Below are 17,443 nucleotides of genomic sequence, written 5' to 3' on the forward strand. Positions count from 1 at the left end.
TTCTCTTTGTACATAGCTAAACGGTACTTATTTTCTAAAAGTAGCAATAACACTATTAACATAATTACTTTAATTGCGGGTATTGGGGTAGTTATTGGCACACTTGCACTTTTCATAGTTTTATCTGGTTTTTCGGGACTGAGAGAGTTTAGTATTGGTTTTTTAAACACTTCTGATCCAGATATAAAAATTTCTGCGTCAAAAGGAAAGTCGTTTTTTTATGACTCCTCTTTTGAAGAAAAATTAAACTTGGAAAAAGACATTGAATCCTTCACAAAAGTAATTGAAGAAAGAGCTTTTTTCGAATTTCATAATAAAACCCACATTGCTTTTATTAAAGGCGTTGACACTAATTATACGAAAGTAACTAAAATTGATACAACCGTTTATGTTGGAACTTGGCTGACTTCTGAATATTCGGCAGGAGCTGTTGTAGGAAATGGTATTTCAAATTTATTGTCTATTGGGGTGTTCGATTTTTTAGAACCTTTAAAAATATATGTACCAAAACCTGGAAACGATTATATTATCAATCCTAAAAATGCTTTTAATACCATCCATACTCAACCCATTGGAGTTTTTGCTTTAACTGATGAAATTGATACAAAATTCACTTTTGTTTCTTTAGAAAATGCTCAGGAATTATTAAGTTATGAATCAAATCAAATCTCGGCAATTGAAATTAAAGTCTCAAATATTGGCAACAAAGAGTCCTTAATCAACAACTTACAAAGCAAGTTTGGATCCAGTTTTAAAATTGAAACTCGTGAGCAGTTAAATGCTGTTTTTTACAAAATGCTAAATACCGAAAATTTAGTTTCCTATTTAATATTTACGCTAATATTAATAATAGCGCTATTTAATGTTATTGGGGCTATTATTATGATGATTTTAGATAAACGTGAAAACCTAAGAACCCTTTACAATTTAGGTGCAACACTAAAGGAAATTAAACATATTTTTGTTTTACAAGGGTTTTTGTTAACTCTTATCGGTCTATTTATAGGGCTCACAATTGGAATCATTTTAGTGTATTTACAAAATCAATTTCACTTTTTTATGATCACTCCTCACCTTCCGTATCCTGTGAAACTAACCCAAATGAATATAATTACGGTTATAATTACCATTCTATTTCTTGGGTATTTTGCTTCTAAAATTGCAAGTAGCAGTATTTCGAAAAAAATGGTTGAATAAAAACCTTCGTATTAATTATAAATTTGACTTTCAACATTTTAAATTCATCTTAATTCTAATCTTTTCAATTCTTTCTCGCAATCGTTTTAGTAAAATTTAACTTAATTAAAGGCTTAATATAAATTACAAACTCTTTATACTTTGTATATTTGCGTGTCAAGATTTTAACTATAATTAGATGAACAAGAAAGTAATTTTAATGATTTTAGATGGTTGGGGAATTACCCAAGAACCAGCGGTATCAGCAGTTTATAATGCAAACACTTCTTATATTGATAGTTTATACTCGAAATATGCAAATGCAAGTTTGCGTACCGATGGTGAACATGTTGGTCTACCTGAAGGTCAAATGGGAAATAGTGAAGTTGGACATATGAATTTAGGGGCAGGACGAATTGTTTATCAAAATTTGGTAAGAATTAATATGGCCGTTAAAAAGAAAACCTTGGGATTAGAAAAAGTGTTGTTAAATGCTTTAACATATGCTCAAATTCAAAATAAAAAAGTTCATTTATTAGGGCTGGTTTCAGATGGTGGAATTCATTCTCATATTGAGCATTTAAAAGGCTTGTTAGATGTTGCTGCTGAAAATAAAATTGAAAATGTTTATGTTCATGCATTTACAGATGGAAGAGATTGCGACCCGAAATCAGGGAAAATCTTTATCCATGAACTTCAAAATCATATGGCAAAATCAACCGGAGAATTAGCTTCAGTAACTGGTCGCTATTTTGCTATGGATAGAGATAAACGTTGGGAACGTGTAAAAATATCATATGACGCTTTGGTAAATGGAATTGGCTCAACATCTACAAATGCTATTGAAAGCATTGAAAAAAGCTATGCAAATAATATTACTGATGAGTTTATTAAGCCAATTATTTTAATAGATGAATTTGGTGCCCCAAAAGCCCAAATAATGGCAGATGATGTTGTTATTTTCTTCAATTATAGAACTGATAGAGGACGTGAATTAACCGAAGTGTTATCTCAAAATAATTTTTCAGAATTTGGAATGAAAAAAATACCACTTCATTTTGTTACAATGACCAATTACGATGAGACTTTTAATAATATCAACGTAATATATAACACAGATAATTTAGAAAATACCTTAGGTGAAGTATTAGAAAAGGCAGGGAAAAAACAAATTAGAATTGCCGAAACTGAGAAATATCCACATGTAACTTTTTTCTTTTCAGGAGGACGAGAGCAAGAATTTATTGGCGAAAAAAGATTATTATGTCCGTCTCCAAAAGTTGCAACCTACGACTTACAACCAGAAATGAGCGCTTTTGATATTAGAGATGCCATTATTCCTGAGTTAAATAAAAAAGAAGTTGATTTTGTATGTTTGAATTTTGCAAATGGAGATATGGTTGGACATACTGGTATTATGGAAGCAGCAATTAAGGCGTGTGAAACTGTTGATAAATGTGTTGAAGATGTTGTAAAGTCAGCCATTGAAAATAACTATACAACAATAATTATTGCAGACCATGGTAATTGTGAAACCATGATAAACCCTGATGGTACGCCTCATACAGCTCATACAACCAATCCGGTTCCAATAATTTTGATTGATAAAGATTTAACACAAATAAAAGATGGTGTTTTGGGTGATATAGCACCTACTATATTAAAATTAATGGGTATAGAAAAACCCGAAGAAATGTCTCAATTTTCATTAATATAATTCGTAACTTTATGCTATTAAATATGAATAAAAATGAAAAAATTAATTCTATGTGTTTTTATTGTGGGTACATTAAACTGTAAAGCACAAAAACAAGAAGTTTATCCAAAAATTGATCAAAGTGGAAATTTGATAGGGATTACTCAAAAAGAGTTTTTTTCTAATGAGCCATTTAATATTTGGTTCGATTTTAATTATGAAGATCACATTGTTAATAAAAAAGTGTTAGCTAAAATAACTCCATTATTAAAGGATGTAACTATTAAAGGTTTTATGGGAACTTGGTGTGGTGATAGCCAAGAGCATATTCCTGTATTTTACAAAATTATGGATGAAGCTGGATTGGATTATAAAAACTTAGAAATGATAGCTGTTGATCGAGCTAAGGTAACTCCAGATAATTTACAAGCAGGCTATGATATTCAAAGAGTTCCAACTTTTATTTTTTTTAGAAACGGCAAAGAAATTGGTAGATTTGTGGAATATCCAAGAGAATCTATTGAGGCAGATTTATGTAAAATACTTAGCGGAGAGCCATATAAACACGCCTATCAACAATAAAAATTAACTGTCTAAAAATTAATAATTAGTAATTTCTCCTCCTATTGAAAGGTTAATTATACTTATTTTTAGACAGTTTTTTATTCATCTGAAGGTTCATCTAAATCATGTAGTTCGCCCAACTGTTTTAATAAGTCAAACGTTTTTAGAGCCTCGTCTTCATCAATAATAGAAATAGCTGCACCCACGTGGACCAAAACGTAATCACCTATATTTGCTTCAGGAACTAAGGTTAAACTTACCTCTCTCAAAACACCATCAAAGGATACTTTTCCTACTCTAAAAGTTTCATCTAATTGAGATGTTATTTCTATTAATTTTCCTGGAATTGATAAACACATATTTATTTACGATTTACGATTTTTGATTTTCAGCCTTTAACCTTTACCCTTTAACCTTTTTACTTTGAGCTTTTAGCCAACCATACCAAGCTTCCATTCCTTCACCAGTTGTTGCCGAAACTTCAAAAAATTGCAAATTTGGGTTCACTTGTAACGCATAATTTTTTAATTTTTGGACATCAATCTTTACATATGGTAACAAATCTATTTTATTGATTATACAAATATCAGAGGTATGAAACATATCAGGATATTTAATTGGCTTGTCTTCTCCTTCAGTAGTACTAATAATTACCACGCGTTTACTTTCACCTAAATCGAACATAGACGGACAAACTAAATTGCCCACATTTTCAATCATTAAAATAGAATTGTCTTTTATTTCTAACTTTCTAACAGCTTCAAAAACCATATCACTTTCTAAATGACACCCTTTTCCAGTATTTATTTGAACAACTGGAATATTTAATGCATCAATTCTATTTGCATCATTCATTGTTTGTTGATCACCTTCAATTACATAAAATGAAATTTCGTGCTTTAGATCAATTAAGGTGCGTTCTAAAATAGAAGTCTTCCCCGAACCAGGAGAGCTCACCATATTCAGTGCAAATATATTTTTCGCTTCAAAATATCCTCTATTTCTAGCTGCTAATAATTGATTATTTTGTAGAATATCTCTTTCAATAGTTAATACTTTATGTTTATGCTCATGTGAATGATCGTGAGAATGAGAATGATCATTGTGATGATGATGTTCATTTTCATGTGTATGAGTATGTCCTTCATGAGAATGTTCATGAGTATGTTCGTCATGAGAATGTTCAAGCTTTTCTTCACCAGGTTTTAAAATAATAGGACCGTTTTTACCGGTTCCACATCCACAAGTTCCACACATATTTTTTAATTTAAATGACTTCTAATGTTTTTACTCTTAATTCCTTACCTTTCAATATACCCTTAAAATTACTTCCACATTTAGGGCAACAATCATAAATGTTATCCATATCAAATTCTGTATCGCAATCTATACATTTTCCAATTCCTTTAATAATGTCAATCTCCTTTTTGGCAAATTCTAATACTGTATCTTTTATGGCAGAATTCCATACAAAATTTAAAGATTCAAACTCAACACCTGCTAATGTACCAATTTCAAGTTCAATTTTAATAACTTGTTTTGCATTTGCTTTTTTTGTTTCATCTTCGGCTATTTTAACGATGCCTAATGCTATTGATAATTCGTGCATTTTATCTTCAAATTATTGATAATCGAAATTACAAATTATATAATTAGAATCCTACATCTATAAATTATTTTGAATTAATGGGTTGTTTTAGTATTAATTATAAGGTTATTTGGTCTTATTTTAAAACATTCTAAATTAGCTGGTTAATGCGCAACTAAAGAAAATAAATTGTAATTTAGTTCCGTTCAATTTTATTAAAAATTGAAAAATAAGGTTAATTTGTCTCTTAATATTAAAAACTTCGCATATGTCTAATACTAATGAAAAACGGGATACCTATTACGATACCATTATAAAACAAGGTTATACCCGTAGAGATTTTATGAAATTTTCTACCTATATGGCTGCATTTATGGGTTTAGAAAATTCTATGGTTGGTCAAATTGCCCAATCATTGGAAAATACTCCTAGATTACCAGTTATTTGGGAACATTATCAAGAATGCACATGTTGCAGTGAATCTTTTATCAGGTCGAATCACCCAATTGTAGCTGATATTATTTTAGACCGTATATCATTAGATTATTCATTAACCTTAATGGCAGCATCTGGGCATCAAGCTGAAGCAGCGAAACATGACACCATGAAAAAGTATTATGGTGAATACATTTTATGTGTTGAAGGTTCTATACCACTAGGTGATGATGGCAATTACTGCTGTATTGCAGGAAAATCGGCCAAAGAAACATTTTTAGAAGCTGCTGCTGGAGCCAAAGCAATTATTGCTTGGGGAAGTTGTGCATCAAACGGATGTGTACAAGCAGCTAAACCAAATCCAACAGAAGCGACTCCAATTCATAAAATCGTAAAAAATAAACCAATTATTAGAGTTCCTGGCTGTCCACCTATTGGAGAAGTTATGGCAGGTGTTATTATGCACGTTGTCGCGTTTGGACGTTTACCAGAATTAGATCGTTTAGGTAGACCAAAAGCATTCTATGGAAAACGAGTACATGACACATGTTACCGCCGTCCATATTATGATGCAGGTTTATTCGCTGAAACATTTGATGATGATAATTCAAAAAAAGGATATTGTCTATATAAAGTAGGATGTAAAGGTCCTATGACCTACAATGCCTGTGCAAGCATGAGATGGAATAACGGAGTTAGTTTTCCAATACAATCTGGCCACGGATGTATTGGTTGTAGTGAAGAAGATTTCTGGGATAACGGACCTTTCTATGAGAGAACCACAAAAGTACCTGGCTTTGCGGTAGAAAGCAACGCAGATACGGTTGGTAAAGTTGCCGCTGGTGTATTAGCTGGAGGCATTGCTTTACACGCAATTGGAGCAAATATTTCTAAAAGAAAAGAGCTCATGAAAAGAATAAAAAGTGACAAAAAAAATGAAAAAAATATTGATTCTTAAAACGTATAACAATGGCAAATAGAATAGTAGTTGACCCAATTACACGAATTGAGGGTCATTTAAGAATAGAAGCAGAAATTAAAGATGGTGTCATCGTCGACGCCTTTAGTTCAAGTACCATGGTTAGAGGTATTGAAAGCATTGTTAAAGGGCGTGATCCTAGAGACGTTTGGGCTTTTGTACAACGTACTTGCGGTGTTTGTACAACGGTACATGCGTTAACATCCGTAAGAGCTGTTGAAGATGCTTTAGGAATAGCTGTACCTCCAAATGCAGAAATGGTGCGTAATATCATGGAAGGTGCTTTGTATATGCATGACCACGCAGTTCATTTTTATCATTTACACGCATTAGACTGGGTAGATATTGTAAATGCTTTAAAAGCCGACCCAAAGAAAACTTCTGAAATAGCACAAAGTATATCGAGTTGGCCAAAAAGTTCACCTGGTTATTTTTCAGATGTACAAAAAAGAGTTCAAAAATTTGTTGAAAGCGGACAATTAGGAATTTTTGCCAACGGCTATTGGGGGCATTCTCAAATGAAATTACCCGCTGAAGTTAATTTATTAGCTGTTGCACATTATTTAGAAGCATTAGAATGGCAAAAAGAAATTGTAAAAGTTCATACCATATTTGGAGGTAAAAATCCACATCCAAACTACTTAGTTGGTGGAATGGCCTGTGCCATAAATTCTGATGGCGCTGGTGGTTTAAATGCTGAACGCCTCATGCATGTTGAAAAATTATTGAAAGAAGGAAAAGAATTTATCGATAAAGTTTATATCCCTGATTTATTAGCTATTGCATCTTTCTACAAAGACTGGGGAGGAATTGGAAAAGGAATTGGAAACTATATGTCTTATGGTGATTTCCCTACGAATGGTTATGCCGATTTATCAAGTTTTAAATTCCAACAAGGAATTATTTTGAATAATGATTTATCGAAAGTACACGATGTAGATCATAGAAGTACTGAAGAAATAGAGGAATTTGTAAACAATTCTTGGTACGATAATTATGCTGAAGGAAAAGACAAAGGAAGACATCCTTGGGAAGGCGAAACTAATATAAAATATACAGGACCAAAACCACCTTACGAACAGTTAAATGTTGAAGAAGCCTATAGCTTTATTAAAACACCACGTTGGAAAGGATTACCAATGGAAGTTGGACCACTTGCTCGTTTATTAGTGGGCTACGGTCGAGGTAACAAAGAAATTCAAGAGGCTGTTAATGGTGCATTGTCTCATCTAAATGTTCCTGTAGGCGCTTTATTCTCAACATTAGGAAGAACAGCAGCTCGCGGAATTGAAACACAGTTAGTTGCTAATTGGACCTTAGAATTCTTCAGCACTTTAATGAATAACATTAAAAATGGTGACGAGCGTATGGCAAACACGGAAAGCTGGGAACCATCATCTTGGCCAAAAGAAGCTAAAGGTGTAGGGTTTTGTGAAGCTCCAAGAGGTGCTTTAGCTCATTGGATAAAAATTAAAGATGAGAAAACAGAAAATTATCAATTAGTTGTTCCTTCAACTTGGAATGCATCACCACGTGATCCAAAAGGGCAACGTTCTGCTTATGAAGAAGCCTTAATTGGCACACCAGTGGCTGATCCTAATTTACCGTTAGAAATTATAAGAACCATTCATTCATTTGACCCTTGTTTAGCTTGTGCAGTTCATTTATATGATGAACATGGAAATCATATTTCACAAGTTCAAAACATAGCAAGTTGTGACAGTTAAAACTTAAGTTATGAGAGATCGAAATTTTAAACGAGTAATGGTTTGGGAACTTCCTGTTAGATTGTTTCACTGGGTAAATGTGCTTGCCATTGTAGCACTTACCCTAACTGGTTTTTTAATAGCCAATCCACCAGCACTTCAATCAAGTGCCGAAGCAACAAATTTACATTCTTTTGGAATTGTGCGTTTCATACATTTTGGTGCGGCCTATATTTTCTTTTTTAATATGATTTTAAGAATCTATTGGTCTTTTGTTGGAAACCAATTTGCACATTGGAGAGCATTTTGGCCTTTCAGCAAAAAAATGTGGAATAATTTTTGGCATGTGCTTAAAATTGACATCATGTTATTAAATGAAGAACACCCCAATGTAAAAGATATAAGCATTGGGCATAACAGTGTTGCATCATTGTCATATGTAGTCCTATTTTTAATGGCATTAATTCAAGTTTTTACTGGATTCGCGCTATACGCAGATACTTCTGGTTGGTGGTTACCACAACTATTTACATGGGTAACTCCACTATTTGGTGGCGATTTTATGGTGAGAACCATACATCATATAACTATGTGGATTTTTATTTTCTTTAGTTTGGTACATATTTATTTGGTTTTTTATCATGATTGGTTGGAAGGTCGTGGTGAAGTTTCATCTATGTTTGGTGGCTATAAATTTGTGCGTTCAGACCGTTTTATAAAACATGAAAAACAAGCCAAAAAAGATAAAGTAAAAGAATAAATAATAAAATTTAAAGTAAATTCATTCAATTAATATAGTTTATATATTTGAATGAATTTACTTTTTTAAAATAGTAACTATGAGCATCTTAGAAAGAACACCTGTCGCAGTTTGTAGCGATTCTTACTTTTTTGAAAAAGATAAATCTAATAGCATTTTAGTTATGGGTGTGGGGAATTATTTAATGGGCGACGAAGGAATTGGTGTTCAGGTTATTCAAGAAATGGCAACCCATAAATTACCTGAATATGTTGATATTTTAGACGGTGGAACTGGCGGATTTTTATTATTAAATTGTTTTGAAGCTTATTCTACAGTAATTTTTATTGACGCTACTATGGATGGAAAACAAGCTGGAACTATTTCACTCATTCGACCAAAATTCGCGTCCGATTTTCCTTCTGCTTTAAGTGTTCATGATGTTGGATTAAAAGATATGATTGAAGCTGTTTATTTAATGGAGAAAGTGCCTGATATTCATTTATTTACTGTCTCAATTGAAGAAATAGTACCTATGACTCTTGAATTAAATCCAAAAGTTAAGGCGTCAATTCCAAAAATAATAAAAGAAATTTTAGCTCATTCTGAAGAACTTTATTTGAAAAAAGCGTAAGTTTATAGTGTATTATTAAGCAATAAGTTGAATGTTAGAAACCTATAAAATTGCTATTTCCGGACAAGTTCAAGGTGTAGGTTTCCGCCCGTTTGTTTATAGTTTAGCAACCGCATTTTCTTTAAAAGGAACTGTTTCAAATAATGAAGAAGGGGTTGTCATTTATGTCTCTGGATTAAATGATTCTATACGGCAATTTTATCATAAATTAGTTCAATTTCCACCACCAGTCGCTCGTATAAAAGATAGCTCAATTTCACCAATTGACTTTCAAACATTTGATAATTTTAAAATTATTCCTTCGCCTAAAACAGGACAATTAAATTTACCATTAACCCCCGATTTTGCTATTTGTGAAGATTGTAAAAAGGATATTGAAAATTCAGAAAACCCTAAATTTAATTACGCGTTTACAACTTGTGTTAATTGTGGTCCACGATGGGCAATAACACAAACATTTCCTTTTGAAAGAAATCATACAAGTATAAATGAATTTCCAATGTGTGAGGAATGTGAAAAAGAATATACTTCACCAATTGACAGAAGATTTCATTCACAAACGAATACTTGTTCGAACTGTGGAATTGAATTATTTTTAATTACTTCCGAAGGAAAAATTATTGAAACTTCAGAAGAAAATTTATTTAAAATAGTCGCAGATTTACTTTATGAAGGAAGCATCATTGCAATTAAAAATACTAGTGGTTATTTATTGTGTTGTAATGCCGAAAATAGGGATGTAATTCAAAAATTACGAGCAAAAAAAAACAGACCAAAAAAGCCTTTTGCAGTTTTGTTTCCTTCAATGGAATTGCTGAAAAATGAATTAAAACTGACTAGCAATCAAATAAAATCACTTACCTCATCTGAGAGTCCAATCAACATTATTTCTTCTAAAAATTATAAAGGAAATATTGTATTAAATGAAGTTGCTCCAAATTTAAACCAACTGGGTGTAATGCTTCCTTATACAGGAATTTTACAGTTGTTGGCGAATGAATTGAATTTCCCAATAATTGCAACTAGCGGAAATATTCACGGTTCGCCAATTATTAGTGAAAATATAAATGCTTTGGAGAAATTAAATAATGTTGCCGATTATTTTTTGCAACATAATTTACAAATAATGCATCCACAAGACGATTCGGTCGTAAAGTTTAGTATTAAATTTTACCAAGCGGTATTTTTCCGACGCTCACGAGGTTACGCTCCCAATTATTTGAATATCAATATCAATCTTGATGAAAAAATTATGGCAATGGGAGCTGATTTAAAAAGTACTATTGCATTTTATCCAAACAGCCATTTATATGTCAGTCAGTATATAGGGAATTTGGAGAATTTTGATGTTTATAATAGGTTTACTTCAGAAGTAAATTCATTTATAAATATTTTTGAACAACAACCTGAAGTTATTTTAATTGACAAACATCCACTTTATCACAGTTCTCAATTTGGGAAAGAATTAGCTAAAAAAACAAATTCAAAATTAATAGAAATTCAACATCATAAAGCACATTTTGCTGCAATATTAGGTGAACATAATCTCTTCAACGAAAAAGTTCTAGGAGTGGTTTTTGATGGAACTGGTTTTGGTGATGACGCACAAATTTGGGGTGGAGAATTTTTTAATTATGAAGATTCTAAAATTGAACGAATCAATCATTTCGCCTATTTTGATTGGCTTTTGGGCGATAAAATGGCAAAAGAACCTCGTTTGTCTTTATTTTCTTTGGCTTCAGAAGAAATGATTGAAATTTTAGAACAAAAATTTACTTCAAACGAGTTAAAAAATTATCAATATTTAAAGAAAAATAATCAGTTAAAAACATCTTCTGTGGGCAGGTTGTTTGATGCGGTTGCTTCAATACTGAATATCACAGATTTTAATTCTTATGAAGGTGAAGCTGCTATTTTATTAGAGAATTTGGTAACGGAATATGACTTAAAAGAGTGTAAAAGTTATTTAAATAGTATTGAAACCGAAATCTCCTCCAAAGAAATAATTAAAAATATTGCTATAGATTTTAAAAACGGTGTATTAACAGAAACTATTGTTGTAAATTTCTTATTTACGCTGGCAAACTTTATTTTAAAATATGCTAAAAATAATTATTACCAACACATTGCCTTAAGCGGAGGTGTTTTTCAAAATACAACTTTGGTTGATATGCTCATTGAATTAGCGCCTAAAGAAATAAAGTTGTATTTTCATAAAGATTTATCTCCAAATGATGAGAATTGTTCTTTTGGACAATTGATGTATTACATGAAAATTAAGAATTACGAACTGCAAAACTTACAAACAAGAACAAACAGCTAAATAAAATGAAGTATTTAAGTGAATATAGAAACCTAGAAGCGACTAAAAAGGTGTTAGATGAGATTCATAAAATTACAACTCAAGTTTGGAATATTATGGAAATTTGCGGTGGACAAACACATGGTTTAGTAAAAAACGGTATTTTAGAATTATTGCCTGAAAAAGTTAGAATGATTCATGGTCCAGGTTGTCCAGTTTGCGTAACTCCTCTTAATTTAATTGATAAAGCCATTGAGTTGTTAGAACAAGGTGTAATTATATGTTCTTTTGGCGATATGATTCGAGTTCCTGGAAGTAAAAAAAGTTTGTTAGAAGCAAAGGCGCTTGGAGGCGATTTACGTGTTTTATATTCCCCTATTGAAGCCGTTTCAATAGCCAAACAAAATCCAGATAAAGAAGTTGTTTTTTTTGCTGTTGGTTTTGAAACTACTGCACCCGCCAATGCTTTATCGGTTTTACATGCTGAAAAAGAAGGAATTAGTAATTATTCCATTTTAGCATCACACGTGCTGGTTCCACCAGCCATGGAAGCAATTTTAGATGATGAATTATGCAGTATTAATGGATTTTTGGCAGCAGGTCATGTATGTGCCATAATGGGAATCCAAGAATATTATCCGTTAGTTTCAACATATAAAATTCCAATAATTGTAACGGGTTTTGAACCCTTAGATTTGGTTCAAGGTATTTATATGGCGGTAAAACAACTGGAAGGCGGAAAATATGAGCTCGAAAATCAGTATTCAAGAGTTGTAAAAGAACATGGAAATAAAGCAGCGATAGACGTTATTCAAAAAGTATTTGAAGTTGGCAATAGAGAATGGCGAGGCATTGGCGAAATTCCAAATAGCGGTTATGTTATTAAAGATGCCTACAGAAAATACGATGCCGAAGCAAAATTTAACATCAGTTATATAAAAGTTCCTGAAAATTCAGATTGTATTGCGGGGCAAATCTTGCGAGGTATTAAAAAACCAAATCAGTGCGATCAGTTTGGTAAAAAATGTAAACCTTCAAATCCATTGGGTGCGCCAATGGTTTCTTCAGAAGGTGCTTGTGCGGCATATTATCATTTTTCCAATAATTTAATAGACTAACAGATGAACATAGAAGATATAGGATTTGAAACCATTAATTTAGGACATGGTAGTGGCGGAGAACTTACACGTAATTTATTAGATAAAATTATTTTTACAACATTTAGCAATCCATATTTAGATCAAAAACATGATGGTTCCATTGTTGAATTCAATTCAAAAATAGCAATTTCAACCGATAGTTTTGTGATTACTCCAATCTTCTTCAAAGGTGGAAATATAGGTGAATTGGCAGTTTATGGTACTGTAAATGATGTTGCTATGTGCGGTGCCATTCCAAAATATTTATCATTAGCATTTATTATTGAAGAAGGATTAAAAGTTTCAGAATTTATACAAATTGTACAATCTATTAAAAAAGCGGCTGATGAAAGTGATGTTTTAATAATAACAGGCGACACTAAAGTGGTGGAACGCGGAAAAGGTGACAAAATTTTTATCAATACCACAGGTTTTGGAGAAATGCATCCAAAAGCCAACATATCGGTTCATAACATAAAAGAAGGCGATAAAATTTTAGTGAACGGTTATATTGCTCAACACGGAATGGCCATTATGAGCGAGCGAGAAGGGCTGCAATTTGAATCATCTATTGAAAGTGATTCAACGAATTTAAATTTTTTAGTAAAAGATTTGTTAGATGCATTTGGTGAAAAAATAAAATTATTTAGAGATCCAACTCGTGGAGGTTTAGGAACTGTTTTACATGAAATTGCTAATGATATTTCAAAAGGTATATTTTTAAAAGAAAAATTTATTCCTTTAGAAAAACAAGTAGCTGCTGCTTGCGAAATGTTAGGTTTAGATCCTATGTACGTTGCAAATGAAGGTGTGTTTTTGGTAATTATAGACCCAAGTATTGAAACCGAAGTTTTGGCATTAATGAGAAGTCATGAAAAAGGAAAAAACACTGCTTTAATTGGAGAAATAACAAACGAACATCCAAATAAAGTGGTTATGGAAAGTTTAGTTGGAGGCAAACGAATTGTGAGCCCGTTGGTTGGAGAACAACTACCTCGAATCTGTTAATTTGAAATAATCCAATAAATACCAATTACTAACGCAAATAACCCTCCAGACAAACGGATTCCTTTAAAAAATGTATCATTATGTTCTTGTTTAGAAAAAGAAGCAATATTGCCAATTACTAGGGCAAAGGAAATCATTGCAATTAAAGTTCCAATGGCAAAACCAATAATGTATTTTATTGATTCTAAACTTGAAGCAAAACCAATTACAGGCAAAAACAATAAAAAATGAGCTACACCAGCCAACCCATGTATAAATCCAACCGACATTGAAGCAATAATTCCTTGTTTTAATTTTGGATGTTTGTGCTTATGTGTTTCATCTGACTGGTGCTGATGAACATGTTCATGAATAATTGGATTTTCAGTGCTATGTATATGAATATGCGTATGTTTTTTTCCTTCTTTTACTATTTTGAATAAAATCCAAATACCCAAAGCAATTAAAATAATACCAACAAATTGTTCGCTATATTTCGAAATTTTTTCAATGGGAATTACTTCTTTAAAAAGTAAAAATAAAACTCCTATTGAAAGCATTCCAACTAAATGTCCAATTCCCCAAAACAAACCAACTTTCCACGCTTTCTTTTTACTTTCAATTGCAAATGGAGTTACTGCAGCTAAATGATCTGGACCAGAAATAACGTGTAACATTGCGGCAATTATACCTGCAAATAAAGGAAAAGACAATTCCATTCGTTGTAAAATTAAGTGCCATTAAAAATACAAAATTATGGAATACTACAAATATTATATTTTGTGTAATTTGTCGGACATTAAATTTTAGGGAATACACCTTAATTCAAATGCGAGCATTGGGTTATCAAAAAAAATACGTACCTTTTTTCTGTTGTTAAAAACAATTACGCTTCTATGGAAACATTTTTTTTTCAGCTTTTGAATTATTTTTTCTTTGTGTTTCATACTGCGTTGATACTTTTTAATTTGTTTGGTTGGTTGTTTCCAAAAACTAAAAAACTACATTTAATAAGTTTGTTAATCACTTTATTTTCTTGGGGAGTCATGGGTATTTGGAAAGGCTTCGGATACTGTTTTCTGACCGATTGGCATTATCGGGTATTGCGAAAACTAGGTGAAAGAGATATGCCAAGCAGTTATATTTCCTTTTTAACGGAAAAGTTTACGGGTTGGCTTCCGGATGCGGCATTGGCGGAAATTTTAACTTTAACACTTACTCTTTTGGTATTGCTATGCGCTATCTGGGTGAATTTTTTCGTAAAAAAAACTTGAAGAATAATTAATGCCGAATGTACAAATACAAAAAATCTGATGGCGCATATTACAAATTAAGGGTGTTCTGAAGAAATTAAAGAACGTGTGCATATTAATTGACTCTTTTTCTTTTATCGGAAAAGAAAATTTAGATTACTTCCACATTGTATTTCACCACAAGTTGATAAATATGAGGAACATTAAATAATCATTAACAAAAAAGCCGAAACAAATTGTTTCGGCTTTCTTAGTACAGAAGGCGGGACTTGAACCCGCACGAGCATTACTGCCCACTGGATTTTAAGTCCAGCGTGTCTACCAATTCCACCACTTCTGCATTGGTACTTTTATAATGTAGAGCGAAAGACGGGATTTGAACCCGCGACCCCCACCTTGGCAAGGTGGTGCTCTACCCCTGAGCTACTTTCGCAGTCATGTTTTTAAAAGAACATCCATTTAATTGCTTAAATGCGAGGGCAAATTTAAAACAAATCTGTTAATAGTAAAGAATTTTTCATACTTTATTTTAAAATATTTTTTAATCGGCTGTTAATTAGGTTGCATTTCCCTAATAAAAAAATATATTTGCACATATTTTCATCTAATATCAATGTCGGTAACTTCAAATTCAACTTTTATAACTTCAAAATTCAATGCTATTTTTAGTGATTTTAAACAATTAACTAAAGTTGGATTATCATTAAGCGTGGTTTTTTCATCCTTAGCTGGTTATTTATTAGCTGTTGAAAAAATTGATTTTTCGATATTAGTTTTGCTTGCTATTGGAGGGTTTTTAATGGTTGGAGCATCAAATGCATTCAATCAAATTATTGAAAAAGATACTGATGCTCTAATGAAACGAACAATGAACAGGCCATTACCAACTGGTAGAATGCATGTTTCAATGGCGTTAGTTATTGCAGTTTCTTTTACCGTAATGGGACTGGCAATTTTATACAGTATAAACCCAAAGAGTGCTCTTTTTGGGGCTATTTCCATATTTTTATATACCAGTGTTTACACCCCTTTAAAATCAATTACTCCTTTGTCCGTTTTTGTAGGAGCTATTCCTGGCGCTATTCCATTTATGCTAGGTTGGGTTGCCGCTACAGATGATTTTTCAATAGAACCTGGAATGTTATTTTTAATTCAATTTTTTTGGCAGTTTCCACATTTTTGGGCAATTGCTTGGTTGCAATATGAAGAATATAAAAAGGCTGGATTTAATTTAATGCCAATGGGACAAAAAAACAAAAAGGCTGTTGTCCAAATTATCATCTATACAGTATGTCTTATTTTAGTTTCTATACTACCTGTTTTAAAATTAACAGGAAGTTTTTATATTTACCCTTTAACTGCCTTAATTTTAGTTTTTTTAGGCGGAATAATGTTATATTATGCCATCCAATTATACAAACATCAAACCGATAAAGAAGCAAGACAATTAATGCTCTCTAGTGTATTTTACATTACACTAATTCAAGTTATATACGTAGTGGATAAATTTTTACATTAATACAATGAAACAAACTTTAGAACAAGAATACAACCAAGCCAAAAGAAAATCGGCAAAACCAATGTTATGGGTATCTATGATTAGTATGACCATGATGTTTGCTGGTTTAACCAGTGCATATGTTGTTAGTAGAAAACGTGCAGATTGGGTTTCATTCGATCTCCCAGATGCTTTTTACATAAGTACATCCTTAATTATTTTAAGCAGCATTACCTTTATGTTGTCTAAATATTTTATCAAAAAAGATAACAGAAAACTTACAACATTAAATTTAATTTTAACCCTTTTATTGGGTGTTGGTTTTGTGTTTTATCAATTTGAAGGGTTTAGCGAATTAATAAATGCTGGACTTGTTTTTGCAGGTGAACAAAGCACTGTAAAATCTTCCTTTATTTATGGTATAACACTCGCGCATATTGCCCATGTTGCTGCTGGATTAATTGTACTTTTGATTGTAATTTACAATCATTTCTCTAAAAAATACGTTTCGTCAGATTATTTAGGACTCGAATTAGGTGCCATTTTTTGGCATTTTGTAGATATTTTATGGATTTACCTGTTTTTATTCTTCTATTTTATTAGATAATAACGCGTTGGGTGCAATTAATTTTTAACGATGATTTTTCGTCACTTCGAGTGATTTTCGATAGAAAATTGTATCGAGAACAGAAAAATGATAGTTAAAAACGGTTCTCGATACATTTTTTGTTTCGTTTTACTGCACAA

General features: G+C 32.0%; 17 protein-coding genes and 2 tRNA genes. 13 read left to right on the forward strand and 6 right to left on the reverse strand.

Features of this window, described 5'->3' with window-relative positions; genetic code table 11:
• Nucleotides 1-6 precede the first annotated feature (6 nt).
• From Q8S45_RS09915 to Q8S45_RS09925, 3 genes are all read left to right on the forward strand, one after another.
• Nucleotides 7-1,197: an ABC transporter permease gene (locus tag Q8S45_RS09915; protein WP_305604252.1), complete on the forward strand. Its 1,191-nt coding sequence runs from the start codon at nucleotides 7-9 to the stop codon at nucleotides 1,195-1,197.
• Between the two features lie 178 nt (nucleotides 1,198-1,375).
• Nucleotides 1,376-2,893, forward strand: a complete 1,518-nt coding sequence (gene gpmI, locus Q8S45_RS09920; RefSeq protein ID WP_305604253.1) for a 2,3-bisphosphoglycerate-independent phosphoglycerate mutase — start codon at nucleotides 1,376-1,378, stop codon at nucleotides 2,891-2,893.
• A gap of 33 nt (nucleotides 2,894-2,926) precedes the next feature.
• On the forward strand, nucleotides 2,927-3,454 hold the full coding sequence (locus tag Q8S45_RS09925) for a thioredoxin family protein (RefSeq protein ID WP_305604254.1): 528 nt from the start codon (nucleotides 2,927-2,929) through the stop codon (nucleotides 3,452-3,454).
• Between the two features lie 80 nt (nucleotides 3,455-3,534).
• Here the strand turns inward: Q8S45_RS09925 and Q8S45_RS09930 are convergent, their stop codons facing one another.
• From Q8S45_RS09930 to Q8S45_RS09940, 3 genes are read right to left on the reverse strand one after another with little or no spacing between them, the layout of a single operon-like run.
• Nucleotides 3,535-3,795, reverse strand: a complete 261-nt coding sequence (locus Q8S45_RS09930; RefSeq protein ID WP_305604256.1) for a HypC/HybG/HupF family hydrogenase formation chaperone — start codon at nucleotides 3,793-3,795, stop codon at nucleotides 3,535-3,537.
• Between the two features lie 43 nt (nucleotides 3,796-3,838).
• Nucleotides 3,839-4,693 (reverse strand): hydrogenase nickel incorporation protein HypB, encoded by an 855-nt coding sequence (gene hypB, locus Q8S45_RS09935; RefSeq protein WP_305604258.1) that lies wholly within the window; start codon nucleotides 4,691-4,693, stop codon nucleotides 3,839-3,841.
• Between the two features lie 10 nt (nucleotides 4,694-4,703).
• On the reverse strand, nucleotides 4,704-5,045 hold the full coding sequence (locus Q8S45_RS09940) for a hydrogenase maturation nickel metallochaperone HypA (protein ID WP_305604259.1): 342 nt from the start codon (nucleotides 5,043-5,045) through the stop codon (nucleotides 4,704-4,706).
• A 247-nt stretch (nucleotides 5,046-5,292) separates the two neighbouring features.
• Between Q8S45_RS09940 and Q8S45_RS09945 the strand changes: the two genes are divergently transcribed.
• The 7 genes from Q8S45_RS09945 (at nucleotide 5,293) to hypE (ending at nucleotide 13,966) form a co-directional block, all read left to right on the forward strand.
• On the forward strand, nucleotides 5,293-6,417 hold the full coding sequence (locus tag Q8S45_RS09945) for a hydrogenase small subunit (protein WP_305604261.1): 1,125 nt from the start codon (nucleotides 5,293-5,295) through the stop codon (nucleotides 6,415-6,417).
• 11 nt (nucleotides 6,418-6,428) lie between these two features.
• Complete coding sequence (locus tag Q8S45_RS09950) at nucleotides 6,429-8,165, forward strand: nickel-dependent hydrogenase large subunit (protein ID WP_305604263.1); 1,737 nt, start codon at nucleotides 6,429-6,431, stop codon at nucleotides 8,163-8,165.
• A 10-nt stretch (nucleotides 8,166-8,175) separates the two neighbouring features.
• Complete coding sequence (cybH, locus tag Q8S45_RS09955; protein WP_305604265.1) at nucleotides 8,176-8,904, forward strand: Ni/Fe-hydrogenase, b-type cytochrome subunit; 729 nt, start codon at nucleotides 8,176-8,178, stop codon at nucleotides 8,902-8,904.
• 79 nt (nucleotides 8,905-8,983) lie between these two features.
• Nucleotides 8,984-9,517, forward strand: a complete 534-nt coding sequence (locus Q8S45_RS09960) for a hydrogenase maturation protease (protein WP_305604267.1) — start codon at nucleotides 8,984-8,986, stop codon at nucleotides 9,515-9,517.
• A gap of 31 nt (nucleotides 9,518-9,548) precedes the next feature.
• Nucleotides 9,549-11,840 (forward strand): carbamoyltransferase HypF, encoded by a 2,292-nt coding sequence (hypF, locus tag Q8S45_RS09965; RefSeq protein WP_305604269.1) that lies wholly within the window; start codon nucleotides 9,549-9,551, stop codon nucleotides 11,838-11,840.
• A gap of 5 nt (nucleotides 11,841-11,845) precedes the next feature.
• Nucleotides 11,846-12,937, forward strand: a complete 1,092-nt coding sequence (gene hypD / locus Q8S45_RS09970; protein WP_305604270.1) for a hydrogenase formation protein HypD — start codon at nucleotides 11,846-11,848, stop codon at nucleotides 12,935-12,937.
• Between the two features lie 3 nt (nucleotides 12,938-12,940).
• Nucleotides 12,941-13,966, forward strand: coding sequence for a hydrogenase expression/formation protein HypE (gene hypE, locus Q8S45_RS09975; RefSeq protein WP_305604272.1), 1,026 nt, complete (start codon nucleotides 12,941-12,943; stop codon nucleotides 13,964-13,966).
• On the opposite strand, the gene Q8S45_RS09980 is transcribed toward hypE, so the two are convergent.
• Entirely contained in the window at nucleotides 13,963-14,664 is a 702-nt protein-coding gene (locus Q8S45_RS09980; protein WP_305604274.1) for a sulfite exporter TauE/SafE family protein, read from the reverse strand. The two genes, hypE and Q8S45_RS09980, sit on opposite strands and share 4 nt — an antisense overlap.
• A 177-nt stretch (nucleotides 14,665-14,841) precedes the next feature.
• Here Q8S45_RS09980 and Q8S45_RS09985 point away from each other — a divergent pair, with 177 nt between their 5' ends.
• The gene (locus Q8S45_RS09985; protein WP_305604276.1) at nucleotides 14,842-15,219 is read left to right on the forward strand and encodes a DUF2784 domain-containing protein; all 378 of its coding nucleotides are present in this window, start codon (nucleotides 14,842-14,844) and stop codon (nucleotides 15,217-15,219) included.
• A 233-nt stretch (nucleotides 15,220-15,452) separates the two neighbouring features.
• Here Q8S45_RS09985 and Q8S45_RS09990 read toward each other — a convergent pair.
• Together Q8S45_RS09990 and Q8S45_RS09995 are read right to left on the reverse strand one after the other, a co-directional pair.
• Nucleotides 15,453-15,538: transfer RNA gene (locus Q8S45_RS09990), tRNA-Leu, on the reverse strand.
• Nucleotides 15,539-15,559: 21 nt separating this feature from the next.
• Nucleotides 15,560-15,631 (reverse strand) — tRNA-Gly (locus Q8S45_RS09995).
• Between the two features lie 180 nt (nucleotides 15,632-15,811).
• Between Q8S45_RS09995 and cyoE the strand changes: the two genes are divergently transcribed.
• Together cyoE and Q8S45_RS10005 are read left to right on the forward strand one after the other, a co-directional pair.
• On the forward strand, nucleotides 15,812-16,717 hold the full coding sequence (cyoE, locus tag Q8S45_RS10000) for a heme o synthase (RefSeq protein WP_305604278.1): 906 nt from the start codon (nucleotides 15,812-15,814) through the stop codon (nucleotides 16,715-16,717).
• 4 nt (nucleotides 16,718-16,721) lie between these two features.
• On the forward strand, nucleotides 16,722-17,303 hold the full coding sequence (locus Q8S45_RS10005; protein WP_305604280.1) for a cytochrome c oxidase subunit 3: 582 nt from the start codon (nucleotides 16,722-16,724) through the stop codon (nucleotides 17,301-17,303).
• Nucleotides 17,304-17,443 lie beyond the last annotated feature (140 nt).

It is taken from the genome of Lutibacter sp. (assembly GCF_030692605.1).
Lineage (GTDB): Bacteria > Bacteroidota > Bacteroidia > Flavobacteriales > Flavobacteriaceae > Lutibacter.